The 18,431-nt window shown below is 62.2% G+C and carries 18 protein-coding genes; all 18 read left to right on the top strand.

Annotated elements, in window-relative coordinates; translation table 11 throughout:
• Positions 1-135 precede the first annotated feature (135 nt).
• The 18 genes from rpsP (at position 136) to tsf (ending at position 18,348) form a co-directional block, all read left to right on the top strand.
• Entirely contained in the window at positions 136-477 is a 342-nt protein-coding gene (gene rpsP / locus OGM60_05940) for a 30S ribosomal protein S16 (protein ID UYI98441.1), read from the top strand.
• A gap of 42 nt (positions 478-519) precedes the next feature.
• Positions 520-765, top strand: a complete 246-nt coding sequence (locus OGM60_05935) for a KH domain-containing protein (protein ID UYJ00164.1) — start codon at positions 520-522, stop codon at positions 763-765.
• Positions 766-769: 4 nt separating this feature from the next.
• A complete protein-coding gene (rimM, locus tag OGM60_05930; GenBank protein UYI98440.1) occupies positions 770-1,291 on the top strand; it encodes a ribosome maturation factor RimM in 522 nt (173 codons plus the stop codon).
• 10 nt (positions 1,292-1,301) lie between these two features.
• Positions 1,302-2,060 (top strand): tRNA (guanosine(37)-N1)-methyltransferase TrmD, encoded by a 759-nt coding sequence (trmD, locus tag OGM60_05925; GenBank protein UYI98439.1) that lies wholly within the window; start codon positions 1,302-1,304, stop codon positions 2,058-2,060.
• Positions 2,061-2,062: 2 nt separating this feature from the next.
• A complete protein-coding gene (gene lepB / locus OGM60_05920; protein ID UYI98438.1) occupies positions 2,063-2,626 on the top strand; it encodes a signal peptidase I in 564 nt (187 codons plus the stop codon).
• Between the two features lie 59 nt (positions 2,627-2,685).
• Positions 2,686-3,597: a glycine--tRNA ligase subunit alpha gene (locus OGM60_05915; GenBank protein ID UYI98437.1), complete on the top strand. Its 912-nt coding sequence runs from the start codon at positions 2,686-2,688 to the stop codon at positions 3,595-3,597.
• 3 nt (positions 3,598-3,600) lie between these two features.
• Positions 3,601-5,697 carry a glycine--tRNA ligase subunit beta gene (gene glyS / locus OGM60_05910; GenBank protein UYI98436.1) on the top strand — a complete coding sequence of 699 codons (2,097 nt, stop codon included), beginning with the start codon at positions 3,601-3,603 and terminating at the stop codon, positions 5,695-5,697.
• Between the two features lie 34 nt (positions 5,698-5,731).
• Complete coding sequence (locus tag OGM60_05905) at positions 5,732-6,607, top strand: kinase/pyrophosphorylase (protein UYI98435.1); 876 nt, start codon at positions 5,732-5,734, stop codon at positions 6,605-6,607.
• Positions 6,608-6,905: 298 nt separating this feature from the next.
• Complete coding sequence (ppdK, locus tag OGM60_05900) at positions 6,906-9,656, top strand: pyruvate, phosphate dikinase (GenBank protein ID UYI98434.1); 2,751 nt, start codon at positions 6,906-6,908, stop codon at positions 9,654-9,656.
• A 209-nt stretch (positions 9,657-9,865) separates the two neighbouring features.
• Positions 9,866-10,207: a 50S ribosomal protein L19 gene (gene rplS, locus OGM60_05895; GenBank protein UYI98433.1), complete on the top strand. Its 342-nt coding sequence runs from the start codon at positions 9,866-9,868 to the stop codon at positions 10,205-10,207.
• Positions 10,208-10,300: 93 nt separating this feature from the next.
• Complete coding sequence (locus tag OGM60_05890) at positions 10,301-11,089, top strand: ribonuclease HII (GenBank protein ID UYI98432.1); 789 nt, start codon at positions 10,301-10,303, stop codon at positions 11,087-11,089.
• Between the two features lie 188 nt (positions 11,090-11,277).
• The gene (locus OGM60_05885) at positions 11,278-11,763 is read left to right on the top strand and encodes a YraN family protein (GenBank protein UYI98431.1); all 486 of its coding nucleotides are present in this window, start codon (positions 11,278-11,280) and stop codon (positions 11,761-11,763) included.
• Positions 11,763-13,286: a YifB family Mg chelatase-like AAA ATPase gene (locus OGM60_05880; protein UYI98430.1), complete on the top strand. Its 1,524-nt coding sequence runs from the start codon at positions 11,763-11,765 to the stop codon at positions 13,284-13,286. The genes OGM60_05885 and OGM60_05880 overlap by 1 nt, the downstream gene beginning before the upstream one ends.
• Positions 13,286-14,218 carry a DNA-protecting protein DprA gene (locus tag OGM60_05875; GenBank protein UYI98429.1) on the top strand — a complete coding sequence of 311 codons (933 nt, stop codon included), beginning with the start codon at positions 13,286-13,288 and terminating at the stop codon, positions 14,216-14,218. Before OGM60_05880 ends, OGM60_05875 begins: the two co-directional genes overlap by 1 nt.
• A gap of 14 nt (positions 14,219-14,232) precedes the next feature.
• Positions 14,233-15,570 (top strand): methylenetetrahydrofolate--tRNA-(uracil(54)-C(5))-methyltransferase (FADH(2)-oxidizing) TrmFO, encoded by a 1,338-nt coding sequence (gene trmFO / locus OGM60_05870; protein UYI98428.1) that lies wholly within the window; start codon positions 14,233-14,235, stop codon positions 15,568-15,570.
• Positions 15,567-16,487 (top strand): tyrosine recombinase, encoded by a 921-nt coding sequence (locus OGM60_05865; GenBank protein UYJ00163.1) that lies wholly within the window; start codon positions 15,567-15,569, stop codon positions 16,485-16,487. The genes trmFO and OGM60_05865 overlap by 4 nt, the downstream gene beginning before the upstream one ends.
• A 217-nt stretch (positions 16,488-16,704) precedes the next feature.
• Entirely contained in the window at positions 16,705-17,433 is a 729-nt protein-coding gene (rpsB, locus tag OGM60_05860) for a 30S ribosomal protein S2 (protein UYI98427.1), read from the top strand.
• 45 nt (positions 17,434-17,478) lie between these two features.
• Positions 17,479-18,348, top strand: coding sequence for a translation elongation factor Ts (gene tsf, locus OGM60_05855; GenBank protein ID UYI98426.1), 870 nt, complete (start codon positions 17,479-17,481; stop codon positions 18,346-18,348).
• Positions 18,349-18,431 lie beyond the last annotated feature (83 nt).

Genomic DNA, 18,431 nt, shown 5'->3' with positions numbered 1-18,431 from the left:
TAAGATATGGATTTGCCTTCGACTACACCGAAGAAGTTGGTCTCACGGACTTCACCTGCCCGCGTCGATGGCGTATTATGTTCAACTGTTTGTTTGTAGTTGCAGCCTAAAGCTGCTTGGTTGGAGGAGTTTCCTTTGGCAGTCAAGATTCGCCTTGCTCGTCACGGCGCTAAGAAGCGTCCGTACTACCGTGTCGTCGTCGCCGATTCCCGCGCCCCGCGTGACGGTCGTATCATCGAGGAGGTTGGCCGCTACAACCCGATGACCGCCCCCAAGACCATCAACCTCGATCTCGAGAAGATCGCCGACTGGCAGTCCAAGGGCGCTCAGCTCACCGACGCTGTCGCTGCTCTGGTCAAGGCCGCCAACGAGGGCGAGAAGACCGAGACCGTCGTCAAGAAGTCCAAGAAGCAGCTCGCCAAAGAGGCCGAGGCCGCTAAGGCTGCCGCTGAGGCCGCTGAGGGCGCCGAGGAGTAAATCGTGCCTGAGGTTGACGCTGCACAGCTCGAGGGTGAGGCAATGCTCTCAGATCGCATCGCCGATCTCGTCGAATATCTCGTTGTTCAGATCGTCGACGACCCGGATTCCGTGAGCCTTGAGGTCATCGATGGTGACGACGCCTCCACGATTGAGGTTTCGGTTGCCGAGGATGACGTCGCTAAGGTCATCGGCCGTCGTGGCCGTACCATCAAGGCCATTCGCACGCTCGCCCGTGCACTGGCCGCTCGCCTCGACACTGCAGTCGAGGTAGAGGTTCTGGGCTAGGACCTTGAGGTCCCAGTACAAAAACATCGCCCGTGTGGTCAAGCCGCACGGAAGGAAGGGGGAGGTCCTCGCGCAGCCGCTGCGGGGGCTTCCTTCTGTATTGACGCCGGGTATGCGCGTCGCCTTGACGCCACCGGCGCTCAAGCGCGACCGTTTTTGCACGGTCGTATCCGTCATCGATACGGGCGATGGCGATCTGGTCTCGTTTGAGGGCATAGACGACTTGACGGCCGCCGAGGGCATCACCGGATGCTACGTGCTGGCAAACCGTGACGATTTTGAGCTCGATTCGCTCGATGCCGCCTATACCGACCTGATGGGTCGCGAGGTGGTCGACGAGCGCTTTGGCTTGCTCGGCACGATTGTCGAGATCATGTCGACTCCCGCCAACGATGTTTGGGTTGTCGAGGGCGATCGGTACGGCGAGGTGCTGATTCCCGTGATCGAGCAGGTTGTGCTCGATCTTCCCGATCAGGGGACAATTTCCGTCCACGTTATGGACGGTTTGATTGATATGGACAAGTAGGGAGGACAACATGCTGATCGAGACCCTTTCGGTCTTTCCCGAGATGTTTGAGCCCGTCATGTCCACATCGATCTTGGGCCGCGCCCGCAAGGCCGGCCTTTTTGATTTTAAGGCCTATAACCTGCGCGACTGGACGCACGACCGCCATCGTACCGTCGATGACGAGCCGTACGGCGGCGGGCAGGGCATGCTCATGAAGGTCGAGCCCATCGCCGAGGCCATCGAGGCTATTAGCTCTGAGGGTCCCAAGCCCACCGTGGTGTTCTTTACGCCCTGCGGCGAACCCTTTACGCAGCATGTGGCCGAGCGCCTGCTCAAAAGCGAGCGCCTGCTGTTTGTATGCAGTCGATACGAGGGTGTCGACGAGCGCGCGTATGCGTATGCCGACGAGCGCCTATCGATCGGCGACTACGTGCTTACGGGCGGCGAGCTTCCCGCTATGGTCGTTGCCGACGCCGTCGTGCGTCTGATTCCCGGCGCCCTTGGTGACGAGATGAGTAACGTCGATGAGTCGTTCTCGACTGCCGAGGACGGTGGCCTGCTCGAGTACGCGCAGTATACTCGCCCCGCCGAGTTCAACGGCGAGGGCGTGCCGCCGGTGCTCGTGAGCGGCGATCATGCCAAGGTTGACGCCTGGCGCCGTAAGAATGCCATCGAGCGCACCTGCCGCTGGCGTCCCGACCTGATCGAGACGGCGCGGCTCACGCCCGAGGAGCGCGCATACGCGCAGGACATCCTGGACGCATCGTATTCGCAGAGCAAGGAGTGAGAATGGTTCCATCGCAGCATTCCGTGCTAAAGGGTGCGTTTGAGTGGATCGTGGTCGTCGCGATCGCACTGGTCGCCACCTTCCTGATTCGCTCGTTTGTGGTCGAACCCTTTGTGGTGCCCACCGGCTCCATGGAGTCCACGATCGAGATCGGCGACCAGATCCTGGCGCAAAAGGTGAGCCTTGAACTCGGCCAGCCCGTCAGCCAAGGCGATATCGTGGTGTTCCACAACCCCGATGGCACCTCCGAGCACGATGTTCTCGTCAAGCGTGTTATTGCCACGGCCGGCCAGACGGTCGACCTTCGGGACGGCAAGGTGGTCGTTGACGGCCAGGCGCTCGACGAGGACTACACGACCGGCATGAGCTGGCCGCTTTCGGTCCAGGCTCCCGGCGCTCAGGTAAGCTATCCCTACACCGTTCCCGACGGGTGCGTGTGGGTGATGGGCGACAACCGCGAAAACTCTGCCGACTCACGCTACTTTGGTCCCGTCGATCGCTCTGATTTGATCGCCGTGGCGCTTGTGCGCTACTGGCCGCTCAACCGCATCGGCGCTATCGACTAAAAACCGCTATAGTACAGTACCTAACCGTGTAATCGTTTCGACGAGGGGATATTAGAGGCATGAACGCTTCATCGCTTTCCTTCCAAGACATCATCCTGCGCCTCCAGCAGTACTGGGGCGAGCAGGGCTGCGTCATTATGCAGCCCTATGACTCCGAGGTCGGTGCCGGTACCTTCCACACCGCGACCACGCTGCGCTCGCTCGGTCCCGCCGAGTGGCGCACCTGCTACGCTCAGCCTTGCCGCCGTCCCGCCGACGGCCGCTACGGCGAGAACCCCAACCGCATGCAGCACTACTATCAGTTCCAGGTGCTCATCAAGCCGTCGCCGGTCAACGCCCAGGAGCTTTACCTGGGGTCTCTTGCTGCCATTGGCCTGGACCCCAACGACCATGACGTCCGTTTTGTCGAGGACGACTGGGAGAGCCCGACCCTGGGCGCCTGGGGCCTTGGCTGGGAGGTCTGGCTCAACGGCATGGAGGTTACGCAGTTCACGTACTTCCAGCAGGTGGGCGGCATCGAGGTCGACCCCGTGCCCGTCGAGATCACCTATGGCCTGGAGCGTATCGCCATGTACGCCCAGGGCGTCAACTCCGTCTATGACCTGGTGTGGAGCTATCTGCCCGACGGCACGCCGATGACCTATGGCGACGTGTTCCTGGAGAACGAGCGCGAGTTCAGTGCCTACAACTTTGAGGTCGCCAACGTCGAGATGATGCGTCAGAAGTTTGACGACTACGAGGCCGAGTGCCACTCCTGCCTTGAGCGCAAGCTGCCGCTGCCCGCTTACGACTGCGTCATGAAGTGCAGCCATGCTTTCAACCTGCTCGATGCCCGCGGCGCACTGTCTGCGGTCGAGCGTGCCAACTACATCTTGCGCGTCCGCGCCGTCGCCAAGGCGTGCTGCGAGGCCTATATGGCCGAGGTCGCCGGAGTCAACGAGAATGCCGATCAGGAAGGCGAGGTGGCGTAAGCCATGGCAGACGCTAAGGATTTCCTGTTTGAAATCGGTACGGAGGAAATGCCCTCCGCACCGCTGAACAATGCCGTCAAGCAGCTCGGCACCATGATCGCCAAGGGTCTCGACGAGGCCGGTCTGGCCCATGGCGAGGTCCGCGTGATCTCGAGCCCGCGTCGACTGGCTGCGCTCGTGGCCAACGTCGCCACTGCGACCGATGAGGTCCATGAGGTCAAGCGCGGCCCCGCGGCAAACATTGCCTTTGATGCCGACGGTAACGCCACCAAGGCCGCCCAGGGCTTTGCCCGCAAGTGCGGTGTGGCTGCCGAGGACCTGGTCCGTCGCGAGGACACCGACGGCCGCGAGTACGTGTTCGCCGAGAAGAACATTCCCTCCGCACCGGCCGCCCCGATCCTGACGGCTCTGTGCGAGAAGACCATCGCCGGCCTGCAGTGGCCCAACTACCGCAGCCAGCGCTGGGGCCACGAGCACGCTACGTTTGTTCGTCCGGTCCGTTGGATCTGCTGCCTTTTGGGCGAGGATGTCGTGCCCGTGTCCTTTGCCGATGTGACGAGTGGCAACACCACGCGCGGACATCGCGTTCTGGGCCCCGGTGACCATGTGGTCGCCAGCCCCGCCGTCTACGAGCAGGTGCTCGAGGACGCCGGCGTGCTCTCTGCCGAGCGTCGTCGTGAGGCCATCCTTGCCGGTATCGCCGAGGTCGAGGCCGCTCGCCCCGGCTGCCATGTCGACACGCCCAAGAAGGTCTTTGAGGAGGTCATCAACCTTTGCGAGTGGCCGACGGTGCTCGTCGGTACCTTCGACGAGGAGTTCCTCAAGGTCCCGCACGAGATCATCTGCGAGTCTATGCTCACCAACCAGCGCTACTTCCCGATATATGACGGCGAGGGCAGGCTCACGCGTGAGTTCGTGGTCGTTTCCAACAGCAAACCCGAGAATGCCGAGCGCGTGATCGACGGCAACGAGCGCGTCGTGCGCGCCCGTCTGGACGACGCAAAGTTCTTCTACGAGGAGGACCTGAAGATCTCCCTCGATGAGTTCCGTGAGCGTCTGGCCAAGGTTGCCTTCCAGGAGAAGCTCGGTAGCGTGCTCGCCAAGTCCGAGCGTATTGAGCAGCTCGCGCTCGCCATCGCCCGTGAGGCCCATCTGGGCGCCCACCTTGCTGCAGACGCTGCTCGCGCTGCGCACCTGTGCAAGGCAGACCTGGTATCCAACGCCGTCGTCGAGTTCACGAGCCAGCAGGGCGTGATGGGCGGTTACTACGCTATCGCGATGGGGGAGAACGACGAGGTCGCCCACGCCATTCGCGATCATTATCGTCCCCGCTTCGCCGGCGATGAGCTGCCCGAGGGCACCGCTGGCTGCATCGTGGCCTGTGCCGACAAGCTCGATACCATTGCCGGTATTTTTGCCATCGGCGAGCCCCCGACCGGCTCGTCCGACCCGTATGCGCTGCGTCGTGCCGCTATCGGCATCATCAACATCCTGCGCGATCGTCTGCCGATTGACCCCACGTCGCTGATTGACTTTGCCCTTGAGCTCTATAGCGAGCAAGGCATTGAGTTCGACTCCGCCGAGGTCGCCCAACAGGTCCGTGACTTCTTCCATGGCCGCCTGGTGAGCATGGCCCGCGACGAGAAGATCCCGGCCGACACCGTCGCCGCCGTTTCCGCGGTGCACATCATCGCTCCGTCCGTCTTCTTCGCCCGCTGCGCCGCGCTCGACGAGGCTCGCAAGAACGATGCCGAGACCTTCGACAACCTGGCTACCGCCTATGCCCGCGCTGCGCACATCTCCAAGCCCGAGCTGGGTGCGGAGTACGACCGCAGCCTGATGGGCGAGGTCGAGCTCGCGCTCGCCGACGCCTCCGAGGCTGCTCAGGCCGCTGTCGATGACGCCCTTGCTGCCGAGGATTACCCGGCCGCATTTGCCGCCCTTGCCGCCCTGCGTGCCCCCATCGACCGCTTCTTCGACGAGGTTATGGTCATGGACAAGGACGAGCAGCTTCGCGATAATCGCCTTAAGCTGCTCAACCGCTTCGAGGCCGTTTTCTCCGGCATCGCCAACATCGGTGAGCTTGCCCGCAAAAAGTAAGCCAGCCTGCGCGTAAGCGCAAAAGGAGCCCCGCATGGATTGCCCGGTCGCCGTTCGTCCCACCGTTATCGTTATCTCCGACTCTCTCGGCGATACCGCTTGTGAGGTGGTGCTTGCGGCGTCCGGGCAATTTGATGAAGGGGCTTTTCGTCTCTTGCGCCTGCCCAAGGTGAACTCGGTGGAGCAGGTCAAGTCGTTTGTGGGCCCGCGCGTCGATGCGGACCATCGCGATATTGCCGTGTTCCACACCATTGTCGATCCGGCGCTTCGCGCCCGCGTGCTCGATTACCTGGGCATGCTGCATATTCGTTCGGTTGACCTGATCGGCCCAGCGCTCGCCGTGCTGTCGTCGCTCATCGGTGTGCCGCCCAAGGGCGTCGCGGGCGTGATTCACAAGACCGATGACCGCTATTTCCATCGCATCGAGGCCATGGAGTATTTCGTTGAGCACGACGACGGGCGCGGTTGCGACGATCTGTCGGGTGCCGATATCGTGCTGCTGGGTGTGTCGCGTACGTCCAAGACGCCGCTGTCGATGTATTTGGCCTATCAGGGTTACAAGGTTGCCAATGTTCCTTTGGCCCATGGCATGGAGCCGCCGAAGTCATTTTACGAGGTCGACCCGATGCGGTTGTTCGGCCTGATTTCGACCGTCGACGTTATTTCTGAAATTCGCGATAGCCGCTTGGGCGATGACTATGCTCGCGCCGTTGCCGGCTCCTATGTCGAGCCCGAGAGTGTGCGCAGCGAGCTCGAGGAAGCCCGCGCCCTTATGAAGCGTCTGGGCTGCTTTGTGGTGCGCACCGACGGCAAGGCGATCGAGGAGAGTGCCTCCGAGATCATCGGTCACCTGGAGGAAATCCAAGAAGCCCGTGCCCGCCGCGCCGCCCGTCGAGCCCAGCAAAGCTAACTCTTTGGGGTAGCTAAAAATGCACCGTCTTAAAAAGACTACCTATAAATAATGCACGATATTGGTAAAGCGATTTAGCAAAGAACTTGCATTTGACCTGCAATTCTCTTGCATTGGTATCTTCATAATGTGACCACCTTTACCTACCGTTTACCGCCACATTTACCTCGTTTACCAAACCCCGCACCCTCTACGCAAGCCCGCTCAACGTCCGCCGTATAGTTCCCTCACGGCCCGCATCCGGCGGGTCGATTCGTCACCACGGTCGTGCGCGAGAGCGCATAGAAGGGGAAGTATCGTGAGCGATTGCAAGAGGGTTTACCGTTTTGGAACCGACACCCAGGGCACCTGTGTCACTGAGGGCGACAAGTCCATGAACTTCGTGCTTGGCGGCAAGGGCGCAAACCTTGCCGAGATGAGCCGCATCGGTCTGCCGGTTCCCGGTGGCTTTACCATTACCTGCCAGACCTGTGTCGAGTACTCCGGCGCCGGCAACGTCTGGCCCGAAGGCGCACTCGATGAGATCGTTGCCGCCGAGGCCGACCTCGAGGCCCGCTGCGGCAAGAAGCTCGGCGACGCCTCCGATCCGCTGCTCGTGTCGGTTCGCTCGGGCGCCCCGTTCTCCATGCCCGGCATGATGGATACGGTCCTCAACTTGGGCCTCAACGACGACTCCGTTCAGGGCCTCATTGCTCAGACGCAAAACCCGCGTTTTGCCTGGGATAGCTACCGCCGCTTTATCCAGATGTTCTCCAACGTCGTTATGGGTGTTGACGCCGACCTGTTCGAGAACGCGCTGACCCAGGCACGCCTGGTCGCCGGCGTTCGCGTCGATTCCGAGCTTTCGGCCGAAGACCTGCAGGAGCTCGTCGAGACCTTTAAGAGCATTTTCTCCGAGAACGTCGAGGCCGACCTGTATCCCGAGCTCGAGGTCGTCGACGGCAAGCCCGTCTTCCCGCACGATCCGGAGCTCCAGCTGCGCCTTGCCATCCAGGCCGTCTTTGGCAGCTGGATGAATGATCGCGCCTGCATCTACCGCAAGCAGCACGGCATTTCCGACGAGCTCGGCACCGCCGTCAACGTGCAGGCCATGGCGTTTGGCAACAAGGGGGAGACCTCTGCGACCGGCGTCGCCTTTACGCGCAACCCGGCCGACGGCACCAAGGAGTTCTACGGTGACTTTTTGGTTAATGCCCAGGGCGAGGACGTTGTTGCTGGCATCCGCAACACCGAGCCCATCGCCGACCTCAAGACCACCCCGGGCCTCGAGTCCGCGGGCGAGGAGCTCGAGCGCGTTTTCCTGACGCTCGAGGATCATTACCGCGATATGTGCGATATCGAGTTCACCATCGAGCAGGGCAAGCTCTGGATGCTCCAGACGCGCGTGGGCAAGCGCACCGCCACCGCCGCCCTGCGTATCGCCATCGAAATGGTCGAGGAGGGCCTGATCACCCGCGAGGAGGCCGTGGCCCGTATCGATCCCGCGCAGCTCGACCAGCTCCTGCACCCGCAGTTTGATGCCTCCAAGAAGTACGAGGCTCTGGCCAGCGGTCTTAACGCCAGCCCTGGTGCCGCCGTGGGCGAGGTCGTGTTCTCGAGCGACGATGCCGTCGCGCGCGCCAACGAGGGCCGCAAGGTCATTTTGGTTCGCTGGGAGACCAACCCCGACGATTTGAAGGGCATGGTTGCCGCCGAGGGCATCCTGACCAGCCACGGTGGCAAGACGAGTCATGCCGCCGTTATCGCTCGCGGTATGGGCACACCCTGCGTCTGCGGCGTCGAGCGCTTCCACATTGACGCGGCTGAGAAGGTTGTACGCATCGAAGGCAGCGATCGTGTGCTGCACGAGGGCGATGTCATCTCCATCGACGGCACCCAGGGTATCGTCGTCGACGGCGCCGTTGATCTGGTTTCGGCCGAGCTCACCGGCGACCTGGACACCATCCTGTCCTGGGCCGACGAGATTCGCCTGGACGAGACCGTCGGCCACGCCAACCATGTGCGCGTCAACGCTGACAATCCCGAGGATGCCGAGCTCGCGCTCGAGTTTGGTGCCGAGGCTATTGGCCTGTGCCGCACCGAGCACATGTTCCTGGGCGACCGCAAGAACATCATCCAGAGCTTTATCTTGTCCGATGATGAGGCCGTGAAGCAGCAGGCCCTCGCCGACCTGCTCAAGGTTCAGACCGAGGACTTCCTGGCGATGTTCAAGACCATGTCCGGTCGCGATGTGGTCGTTCGCCTGCTCGATCCGCCGCTGCACGAGTTCCTGGATAATCCGCGTGAGCTCGAGGTCGCCATCACCAAGAAGGAAGCCGCTGGCGCCAACGAGGAAGAGCTTGCCGCTCTGCGCACCCGTCTGCGTCGTATCGACGGCATGGTCGAGTCCAACCCGATGCTCGGCCTGCGCGGTGTGCGCCTGTCCGTCGTCTTTAGCGATCTGCCGCTCATGCAGGTTCGCGCAGTGGCCACGGCTGCTGCCCGCCTTATCAAGGAGGGCGTCGACCCGCGCCCCGAGATCATGGTTCCGCTCGTTTCCATTACGGCCGAGCACGTTCAGACTCGCGAGGTCATCGAGCGCGTGATCGCCGAGGTTTCCGCCGAGGAGGGCGTCGAGCTCAATATTCCCGTGGGCACGATGCTCGAGCTGCCGCGTGCCTGCATGGTTGCCGACGAGATCGCGCAGCACGCCGACTTCTTCTGCTTTGGTACCAACGACCTTACCCAGACGACCTTCGGTTTCTCGCGCGACGACGCCGAGGCCAAGTTCATCCCGCTGTACCTGCACAAGAAGATCTTGAAGGACAACCCCTTCGAGACCATCGACTCGGCGGTGCTGGAGCTCGTGCGCATGGCCGTCGAGAAAGGTCGCGCCACCAACCCCGACATGCACTTTGGCGTGTGCGGCGAGCACGGCGGCGACCCCAAGTCCATCAAGGCCCTGTTTAACGTGGCCGACGTGGACTACGTGTCCTGTTCGCCCTATCGCGTGCCCCTCGCGCGCCTGGCTGCCGCCCAGGCCAAGCTCGAGGCCAAGCGTTCCGCCTAACGTTTTGGGTTTGGGCGCCTAGCGTAGCCCCCTTCACGCCGCCCGTCTCATTCGTGAGGCAGGCGGTTATCATGTGCGGGTTTTGTCTTTTTGTCTGCGTAAAAAATTGTTCTTGCAGCAGAAACCCGCGCGTGTATACTCGAATACGTTTGTTCAACTACGTGCCGGCCTAGGTGGAACGGCACCTCTAGAAGAGTAAGGAATTGCACATGGATTACATCCGCGCAATCGAGCGTCAGCAGATCCGCGAGGACATTCCTCAGGTTCGCGTCGCCGACAACGTCAAGGTTCACTACCGCATTAAGGAAGGCGACCGCGAGCGCATCCAGGTCTTCCAGGGCGACGTCATCCGCATGGCCGGCGCCGGTGCCCGCGAGACCTTCACCGTCCGCAAGATTTCCTTCGGTGTCGGTGTTGAGCGTACCTTCCCGCTTCACAGCCCCAAGATCGCCAAGCTCGAGGTCGTTCGTCATGGTCGCGTCCGTCGCGCCAAGCTGTACTACCTCCGCGACAAGGTGGGCAAGGCTGCTCGCATCCCCGAGAAGCGCTAAGAAGATCGCAGCGTCCGTCCACTCGTTTGGACACAAGGGCCACCTTCGGGTGGCCCTTCTTTTTATCTGATTTGCATGCAAGGAGGGCCTGGTATGGCCAATATGACGAGCTCGGTTTCGGCATCGCAGGTTGCCGGCGAGCTGGCGAGCGCCACGTTCGAGGAGATTCCCGCCCTCGTGGAGCATTATCGCGAGGATCCGCGCCAGCAGGTGATCAAGGCTTGCGAACGTGCCCTTAAGCGCCATGCCAAGGAACTTGCCGAACGCGAGCGCGTCAACGGCATGTACGAGCTTATGCATGAGCTCGGCGGTGATGGCGTGGTCGTGGGCGTCGACGAGGTGGGCCGTGGCTCGGTAGCGGGTCCCCTGACCGTGTGTGCCGTGTGTCTTCCGATGGAGCCGCGCATCTGGGGCATCAACGATTCCAAAAAGCTCACGCCGGCGCGCCGCGAGCTGCTTTCGGTGAAGATTGCCGAGGTGGCGACTGCTATCGGCTTTTGCCATATCGCTCCTGCGGATATCGATGAGATGGGCATGGCCCGCGCCATTCGAGCCGCTGTCGCGGGTGCGGTGGCAGATACGGGGCTTGAGCCCGATTGCGTGCTTATGGACGGTAACCCCCTGGGCGCCGTGCCCCACGAGCGCGACGTGGTCAAGGGCGATGCCAAGATCGCCTGTATCGCCGCGGCATCCATCATGGCAAAGGTCACGCGTGACGAGATGATGGTCGAGTACGATGCCGAATATCCCGAGTACCATTTGGCCGAGTCGAAGGGCTACGCAAGCCCCGAGCACATCGAGGCGATTCGCAAACATGGACTTTGTCCGCTGCACCGTGTGAGCTTTTGCGGAAACTTTCTGCAGACTGAGCGCCTTTTTTAGGCCAATTGTGAAGACTGGGACCTTAAGGGCTCCATAAACCTGCTGGTAGGGGCCGTGTGCAACGCTATTGTTGCGCGCGGCCCCTCATTTGTCGGCATTTGGTTGGTTTTTGGTTTGCTTCCGGTACTTACCCGCATGAAACCTGCCCTCATTATCGAGGCAATGCAGGAAGTGGGAAAGGAGACCCCATGTGTGCCGCAGCCAAAATGAGCAAGACGCAGCAGCTCAAGGAGCGTTGGGAAGAGGGGGAGCTCGATTGCGGGTCGATCACGCCCGAGTTTATCAAGGGGCTCAGTCCTCGCGAGCTCGGTATGCTGGGCGAGCTTATCGCAATCGATTACTTTAACGAGCGCGGCTATGCATTGCTGGAACAAGGCTATCGATGCTCGGAGGGCGAGGCCGACCTGGTGCTGCTCGATGAGCTCGACGATGTGGTGGTGATGGCCGAGGTCAAGACCAGGCGTGTTGCGCTGGATTGCGATACGCGGGTGTTTCCCGAGGAAGCGGTGAACGCCCAAAAGCAGCGGCGCTATCGTCGCATCGCGAGTTGTTATCTCATGGAGCATTATCCGCTCAAGGCGATCCGCTTCGATGCCGTGGGCGTCACCATTCGCGGCGGGCATATCGCCGAGATCGAGCACCAGTACAATGCGTTCGATTGGCAGGTGTCGTGATGGCGTTCGAGACGTTTGCCGTTCACGCAGCCTGTATCCGCGGCGTTGAGGCGATTCCCGTCACGGTCGAGGTTTCGCTTGCGGGCGGCATCCCGGGCATCCAGATGCTCGGCATCCCGAGCATGGAGGTCATGGAGTCGCGTGGGCGCATTCGCTGCGCGATGCGCTCTGCCGGATTCGAGATCCCGCGCTCGGGCATTACGGTCAATCTGGCGCCGGGCGATATCCGAAAGACCGGTAGCGGCTTTGACCTGCCGATAGCCATTGCGGTGCTTGCGGCCGACGGTCAGATTCCACGCGACAATCTCGACCGCTGCCTCATTGCCGGCGAGCTCGGCTTGGATGGCACGGTGCTTCCCGTCAAGGGCGAAGTGGCGTTCCAGCTGCTGGCTCGCGACATGGGGCTGTCTTTTATCGCCGGCAGGTCCGACCAGCATGTTCCGCTCGCGGGGGTCGATTGCGGTTTTATCGATCATCTGTCGCAGCTTGCCCGCGGTATGGGCGAGGCAGCTCGGCACTATCTGGATTCTGAAGTGCTCGAGGCCACCTTTGAGCCCGAGCTCGATTATGCCGACGTGTTGGGGCAGGAGGTCGCCAAGCGCGGCATAGCGCTTGCGGCGGCAGGGGAGCTGGGCTTGCTTATGATTGGGTCTCCGGGATCGGGCAAGACCATGCTTGCGCGCCGCATGACGGGTATCTTGCCCGAGCTTTCCGTCGAGGATCAGCAGGAGGCGCTGTGCATTCATTCGGTCTTGGGTGAGAACATCGATGGCCTGCTTGCGGGGCATCGGCCGTTTCGAAGCCCCCATCACAGCATTTCGACAGCGGGCCTTATTGGCGGAGGGCGCCCGGTGCATCCGGGCGAGATCAGCCTTGCCCATGGCGGCGTGCTCTTTTTGGACGAGCTTGCCGAGTTTCCCACCGGTGTGCTGCAGACGCTTCGTCAGCCTATCGAGCGCGGCTATGTCAGGATCGTGCGCGTCGACGGCGCCTTCACGTTTCCCTCGCGCTTTCAGCTGCTTGCGGCGAGCAATCCCTGCCCCTGCGGTTTTTTGGGCGATCGCGAGGTTCCGTGTCGTTGCTCGGCATCGATGGTCGAGCGCTATCGGTCCAAGCTGCGCGGTCCCTTGGCCGACCGCATCGACCTGATGCTCGACGTGACCCGCCCCGATCCGCAGGTGATTATCGAGGGCGCCGAGGGTATGTCGTCGGCCGAGCTGCGCGACTACGTTGTCCGCGGTCGGGCTTTTCGTGCCTGGCGCGAGACCCATATGGACGATGCAGACTCCGAGGCCGAGGATGCCGAGCCCCGCTCTATCGATGGTGTTGTATCGACCTTTGCGCTTGATCAGGCGGCGGAAACGTGCGTGCTCGGCCTGTCGAAGCGCACGCATCTCACGGGACGCGGCATCGTGCGTCTGGTTCGCATCGCACGCACGATTGCCGATGTCGCAGAAAGCGAGCGGGTGACGCAAGACCACGTGCTCGAGGCCGCGATGTATCAGGGAAGGAGGGATCAGTGATGGGTGAGGTCCGCTACGAACTGCATCCCGGTGATGGGCTGTTTCCCGCTACTGTTCTGGAACTTTCCGATGTGCCGCAGACGTTGTTCGTCCGTGGCGACCCGGAGGTGCTCTCGACGCCGGCGCTCTCGATTATCGGTGCGCGCAAGGCCTCGCCGTACGGTCTTGCCGTGGCAGAGCTGGCCGCGAAAGTTGCGGTCGAGGCGGGGGTGACGGTGGTCTCGGGCGGTGCGGTCGGCTGCGACCAGGCCTCGGGTTGGGCCGCGGTCAACGCCGGGGGCAGGCACGTCTTGGTTTTGGGTACGGGCGCCGACGTGGTCTACCCGCGTTCGAGTGCGGGGCTTATCGCGCGCACGATCGATACGGGCGGTGCGGTCGTGTCCATCTCGCCTTGGGGCATGGGGCCGCGTAAGTTTGCCTTTCCGCGGCGTAACCGGGTGATTGCCGCGCTTTCGCAGGCACTCTTCGTGTCGGAGGCCGGCATGCCTTCGGGCACGTTCTCGACGGCGGAGGCCGCCATGGACCTGGGGCGCGAACTGCTTGCGGTACCGGGCTCCATTTTGTCGCCCGAGTCGCGCGGGACCAACTATCTCATTGCCAACGGGGCCTGCTGCATTATTGACGAGGAGTCCATCGAGATGGCCATCTCTCGAATCTACGGTACCCTGCGCTATTCGCGTCCCGATGCGCCCGGTATCGCGGATCTGGACCCCACACAGCAGGCCGTGATGCATGCCCTCATCGCCTCGCCGCTCAAGGTTGAAGACATCGCCACACTCGTCTCCCTTGATGCCGTCGGTGTGCTCAAGCTCCTGGGCTCGCTCGAGCTCGAGGGCCTCATCGAGCGCATGATGGATGGAAGGTATGCGCCCTCCAAGTTTGCCCTTCACGCCCAGACGCCCTTCGGTCACAATGGAAAACGTGTCAATTAGAAAGGTGTTTGCAGATGCTGTTTGATCAGGTGACGGTTATCGGTGGCGGTCTAGCGGGATCGGAATGCGCGATTCAGCTGGCAGATCGCGGGTTCGCCGTAAAGCTGTGCGAGATGCGCCCGCAGGTAAGCTCTCCTGCCCACCATACCGATCACTTGGCGGAGCTCGTCTGCTCCAATTCATTTAAGTCGACCCGTCCCGATTCCGCCGCCGGTCTGCTGAAGGCCGAGCTCGAGCGCATGGGTTCGGTGCTGCTCGACTGTGCTCATCGTGCGGCCGTTCCCGCTGGCGGCGCCCTGGCGGTCGACCGCGTCAAGTTTTCCGAGCTCGTCGAGGCCGAGGTTGCCGCCCGCCCCAATATCGAGGTCGCCCACGGTGAGGTCACCCAGATCCCCGAGGGTCATGTGGTTATCGCCGCGGGTCCCTTGTGCTCGCCGGCATTGAGCGAGGAGGTCATGAAGCTTGTCGGTGGTGACGCCCTGGCGTTCTTTGACGCGGCCGCCCCGATTGTCGATGCCTCGACGCTCGATATGGACGTGCTGTTCTCGCAGTCGCGCTACGAGGAGCAGGGGAGTGGCGACTATCTGAATGCCCCGCTCAACAAGGAAGAGTACGAGGTCTTTATCGAGGCGCTCACCACGGCCGATCGCGTGGTGCTCAAGGATTTTGAGGGCGGGGACCTGTTCCAGGCCTGTCAGCCTGCCGAGGAGGTTGCGCGCACGGGCAAGGATGCCATCCGCTTTGGCGCTATGAAGCCCGTCGGGCTCACCGACCCGCGCACCGGTCGTCGTCCCTGGGCGGCAATTCAGCTGCGCGCCGAGAACAAGGAGAAGACCGCCTATAACCTGGTTGGCTTCCAGACCAACCTGACCTTCGGCGAACAGAAGCGCGTCTTCCATATGGTTCCCGGCCTGGAGAACGCCGAGTTCTTCCGCTACGGCGTCATGCACCGCAACACCTTTGTCGATGCTCCGCACGTGCTCGACGGCACCTTTGCCGTTCCCGGCACGAGCGTGCGTCTTGCCGGCCAGATCACCGGTACCGAGGGGTACATGGAGGCCGTGGCGACGGGTCTGCTCGCCGCGCTCAACACCTATGCCGAGGCTATCGGTGCCGCGGGCGTCGAGCTGCCGCGCGTGGGCGCCCTGGGCGCGCTCGTGGGGTATGCGACCGATCCGGCTACGGTGGGCTATCAACCCATGCACGTCAACTTTGGCCTTGTTCCGCCGCTCGAGGACGGTAAGCGTCGCAGCAAGCGCGATCGTTACCAGGCCTACGCGGATCGCGCCCTCAAGGCCCTGGACGCCTATCTGGAAACGCGCTCCGATCTGTTTGGAGGCGAGAGGTCATAGCTTTTGACCTGTACGATGCCGTCGACTCGTTCATTGCCTACATTGCACGTGTCGAAGGGCTTGCCCCCAATACGGTAACCGCCTACGCCTCGCGGCTCGAGCGCTTCGCCGCGTGGTGCGACCGCGAGGGCATCGACGCTCGCGCCGCCGACGTGCGGACCGTTCGCTCCTATTTGGCCGAGCTGTCGCGTGGCCAGGTGGCGGCTCGGACCCTTGCGGCACACCTGTCTGCTATTCGCTCGCTCTATCGGTGGATGGCTGCCGAGGGAATCGTTGAGGGCGATGCGGTCTCGGCGATATCCTCGCCCAAGCTGCCGCGCGATCTTCCCGGTGTGCTGACGACCCGGCAAGTCGAGTCGTTGCTCAAGGCCCCCGACACCTCGACGCCTGCGGGGCTGCGCGATGCGGCGATGCTCGAGCTGCTCTATGCCTCCGGCGCGCGAATCTCGGAGCTCGCGGCGCTCAACGTGGAGTCTATTGGTTGGTCCGAGCGAACGCTGCGACTTTGGGGCAAGGGGAGCAAGGAGCGTATCGTGCCCCTGTATCGGCGCGCTCTCGAGGCTACCCGCCGCTATATTGAGGAAGGGAGGCCGCAGCTCCTTGCACAGGCAAAGCGTAACGACGGTGCGAACGGCGCGCATCCGCTGTTTATCTCGGCGCGCGGAAACCGCATGAGTGCCGCCATGCTCAGAAGGCGGTTCCACATGCTTGCGGCACTTGCCGGCATTCCTGCCGACATCGCCCCGCATGCGATGCGCCACACCTTTGCGACCGACCTGCTCGAGGGCGGCGCGGATCTGCGCTCGGTTCAGGAGCTGCTGGGGCATGCGAGCTTGTCCACGACGCAGATCTATACGCACCTCACGCCCGACCGACTAAAGCGCGCCGTGAGTCAGGCACACCCCCGCGGCGAGTAGGAGAAGGGCCTCCCGCGCGCACCGAGGTGTGTGGTTTTGATTGCGGGTTGGCAGGAAGAGGCAATCCTGCTATCATTCATCGGGTTGCTTCACGGCAACAGGTTTTTATCACGCACGCGCGGCTACTTCATACCGTGGTGCCCGGGCTTTGGTAGCACATGTCCGGGTTGGTTTTGGAGGATGACCCCGCGCGGAGGCAAACCACAGGAGGTTTAATATGGCTACCAAGATTAATATCCGCACCCTGCTCGAGGCCGGCTGCCACTTCGGTCACCAGACCCGTCGCTGGAACCCCAAGATGAAGCCGTTCATCTTCGGTGAGCGCAACGGCATCTACATCCTCGACCTCAAGCAGACCATCCTTGACGCCGACCAGGCCTACACCTTCGTCAAGAACGTTGCCAAGGGCGGCAACGTGCTGTTCGTCGGCACCAAGAAGCAGGCTCAGGAGGCCGTTAAGAACGCCGCTGAGCGCGCCAACATGCCTTACATCAACCAGCGTTGGCTCGGCGGCATGCTGACCAACTTCGTCACCATCCGCTCCCGCATCAACCGCATGGAGGAGCTCGAGGCCATGGTCGAGGACGGTCGCATGGCAGTGCTGCCCAAGAAGGAGCAGGCAGTGCTCGGCAAGGAGCTCGCTAAGCTCCAGACCAACCTCGGTGGCGCCCGCGACATGAAGGGTCTGCCCCAGGCTCTCTTCGTCATCGACACCAAGCGCGAGGAGAACGCCATCAAGGAGGCCCAGCGCCTGAACATCCCCGTCGTCGCCCTGATCGACACCAACTCCGATCCCGACGAGGTCGAGTACGGCATCCCCTGCAACGATGACGCCATCTCCGCAGTCACCCTTATGTGCGAGCTCATGGCCGACGCCTGCCTCGCTGGCTCCGGTAAGGAGCAGGTCTCCGAGGCCGAGATGGCCGCCGAGCCCAAGGCCGAGTAAATCAGTCCTATTTAAGTCTTTTTCATCTCTTTGAAAGGAACCACAATGGCCCAGATTACTGCCGCTATGGTCAAGCAGCTCCGCGAGATGACCGACTCCCCGATGATGGAGTGCAAGAAGGCTCTCGTCGAGGCTGACGGCGACATGGACGCCGCCGTCGACGTTCTGCGCAAGAACGGCCTCGCCAAGGCTGCCAAGAAGGCTGGCCGTGAGACCAACGAGGGCGCTGTCGCCGCGTTCGTCTCCGAGGATGGCAAGACCGGCGCTCTGCTCGAGCTCTCCTGCGAGACCGACTTCGTCGGCTCCAACGCCAAGTTCACCGGCTTTGCTTCTAAGGTCGCCGAGGTTGTCGCCACCACCGAGCCGGCTGACGTCGACGCGCTGCTCGAGAAGCCGATGGGCGAGGAGACCGTTTCCTCCGAGCTCACCGAGATGATTCACATCATGGGCGAGAACATGAAGATCTCCCGTTTCGCCGCCCGCAAGGCCGAGAATGGCGCTCTCGCTTCTTACATCCACATGGGTGGTAAGATCGGCGTCCTCGTCGAGTTCGCCTTCGAGAAGGCCGAGACCGCTCAGGCCGACTCCTTCAAGACCTTCGCTCACGACGTCGCCCTTCAGGTTGCCGCCGTCGCCCCGATCTGCGCTACCCGCGATCAGGTTCCGGCTGAGACCGTCGAGCACGAGAAGCAGATCTACATGGCTCAGGCTGCCGAGTCCGGCAAGCCCGAGGCTATCCAGGAGAAGATGGCTGTTGGCCGTCTGGAGAAGTTCTACAAGCAGTCCGTGCTCACCGAGCAGGAGTTCATCAAGGACAGCTCCCTCACCATCAAGAAGTATGCTGAGCAGGTCTCCAAGGAGCTCGGCGATACCATTACCGTCGTTGCCTTCGACCGCCTGGTCCGTGGCGAGTAAATAAGCTCTTGTAGCTGGTAATGAGCAGGCTGTGGGTTTTACTCACAGCCTGCTTTTTCATGGCTCTTATCAGAGCCTTTGAT

Source organism: Coriobacteriaceae bacterium, from assembly GCA_025757745.1.
Lineage (GTDB): Bacteria > Actinomycetota > Coriobacteriia > Coriobacteriales > Coriobacteriaceae > Collinsella.
The sequence above is the reverse complement of the archived record's forward strand: the minus strand, read 5'-3'. Positions and strand labels throughout refer to the sequence as shown.

What these genes read in the sequence shown, in the direction of transcription:
- OGM60_05935 (UYJ00164.1), top strand. Translation starts at nt 520, where the DNA reads ATGCTCTCAGATCGCATCGCCGATCTCGTCGAATATCTCGTTGTTCAG.
- trmD (UYI98439.1), top strand. Translation starts at nt 1,302, where the DNA reads ATGCTGATCGAGACCCTTTCGGTCTTTCCCGAGATGTTTGAGCCCGTC.
- lepB (UYI98438.1), top strand. Translation starts at nt 2,063, where the DNA reads ATGGTTCCATCGCAGCATTCCGTGCTAAAGGGTGCGTTTGAGTGGATC.
- OGM60_05915 (UYI98437.1), top strand. Translation starts at nt 2,686, where the DNA reads ATGAACGCTTCATCGCTTTCCTTCCAAGACATCATCCTGCGCCTCCAG.
- glyS (UYI98436.1), top strand. Translation starts at nt 3,601, where the DNA reads ATGGCAGACGCTAAGGATTTCCTGTTTGAAATCGGTACGGAGGAAATG.
- OGM60_05905 (UYI98435.1), top strand. Translation starts at nt 5,732, where the DNA reads ATGGATTGCCCGGTCGCCGTTCGTCCCACCGTTATCGTTATCTCCGAC.
- rplS (UYI98433.1), top strand. Translation starts at nt 9,866, where the DNA reads ATGGATTACATCCGCGCAATCGAGCGTCAGCAGATCCGCGAGGACATT.
- OGM60_05890 (UYI98432.1), top strand. Translation starts at nt 10,301, where the DNA reads ATGGCCAATATGACGAGCTCGGTTTCGGCATCGCAGGTTGCCGGCGAG.
- OGM60_05885 (UYI98431.1), top strand. Translation starts at nt 11,278, where the DNA reads ATGTGTGCCGCAGCCAAAATGAGCAAGACGCAGCAGCTCAAGGAGCGT.
- OGM60_05880 (UYI98430.1), top strand. Translation starts at nt 11,763, where the DNA reads ATGGCGTTCGAGACGTTTGCCGTTCACGCAGCCTGTATCCGCGGCGTT.
- OGM60_05875 (UYI98429.1), top strand. Translation starts at nt 13,286, where the DNA reads ATGGGTGAGGTCCGCTACGAACTGCATCCCGGTGATGGGCTGTTTCCC.
- trmFO (UYI98428.1), top strand. Translation starts at nt 14,233, where the DNA reads ATGCTGTTTGATCAGGTGACGGTTATCGGTGGCGGTCTAGCGGGATCG.
- rpsB (UYI98427.1), top strand. Translation starts at nt 16,705, where the DNA reads ATGGCTACCAAGATTAATATCCGCACCCTGCTCGAGGCCGGCTGCCAC.
- tsf (UYI98426.1), top strand. Translation starts at nt 17,479, where the DNA reads ATGGCCCAGATTACTGCCGCTATGGTCAAGCAGCTCCGCGAGATGACC.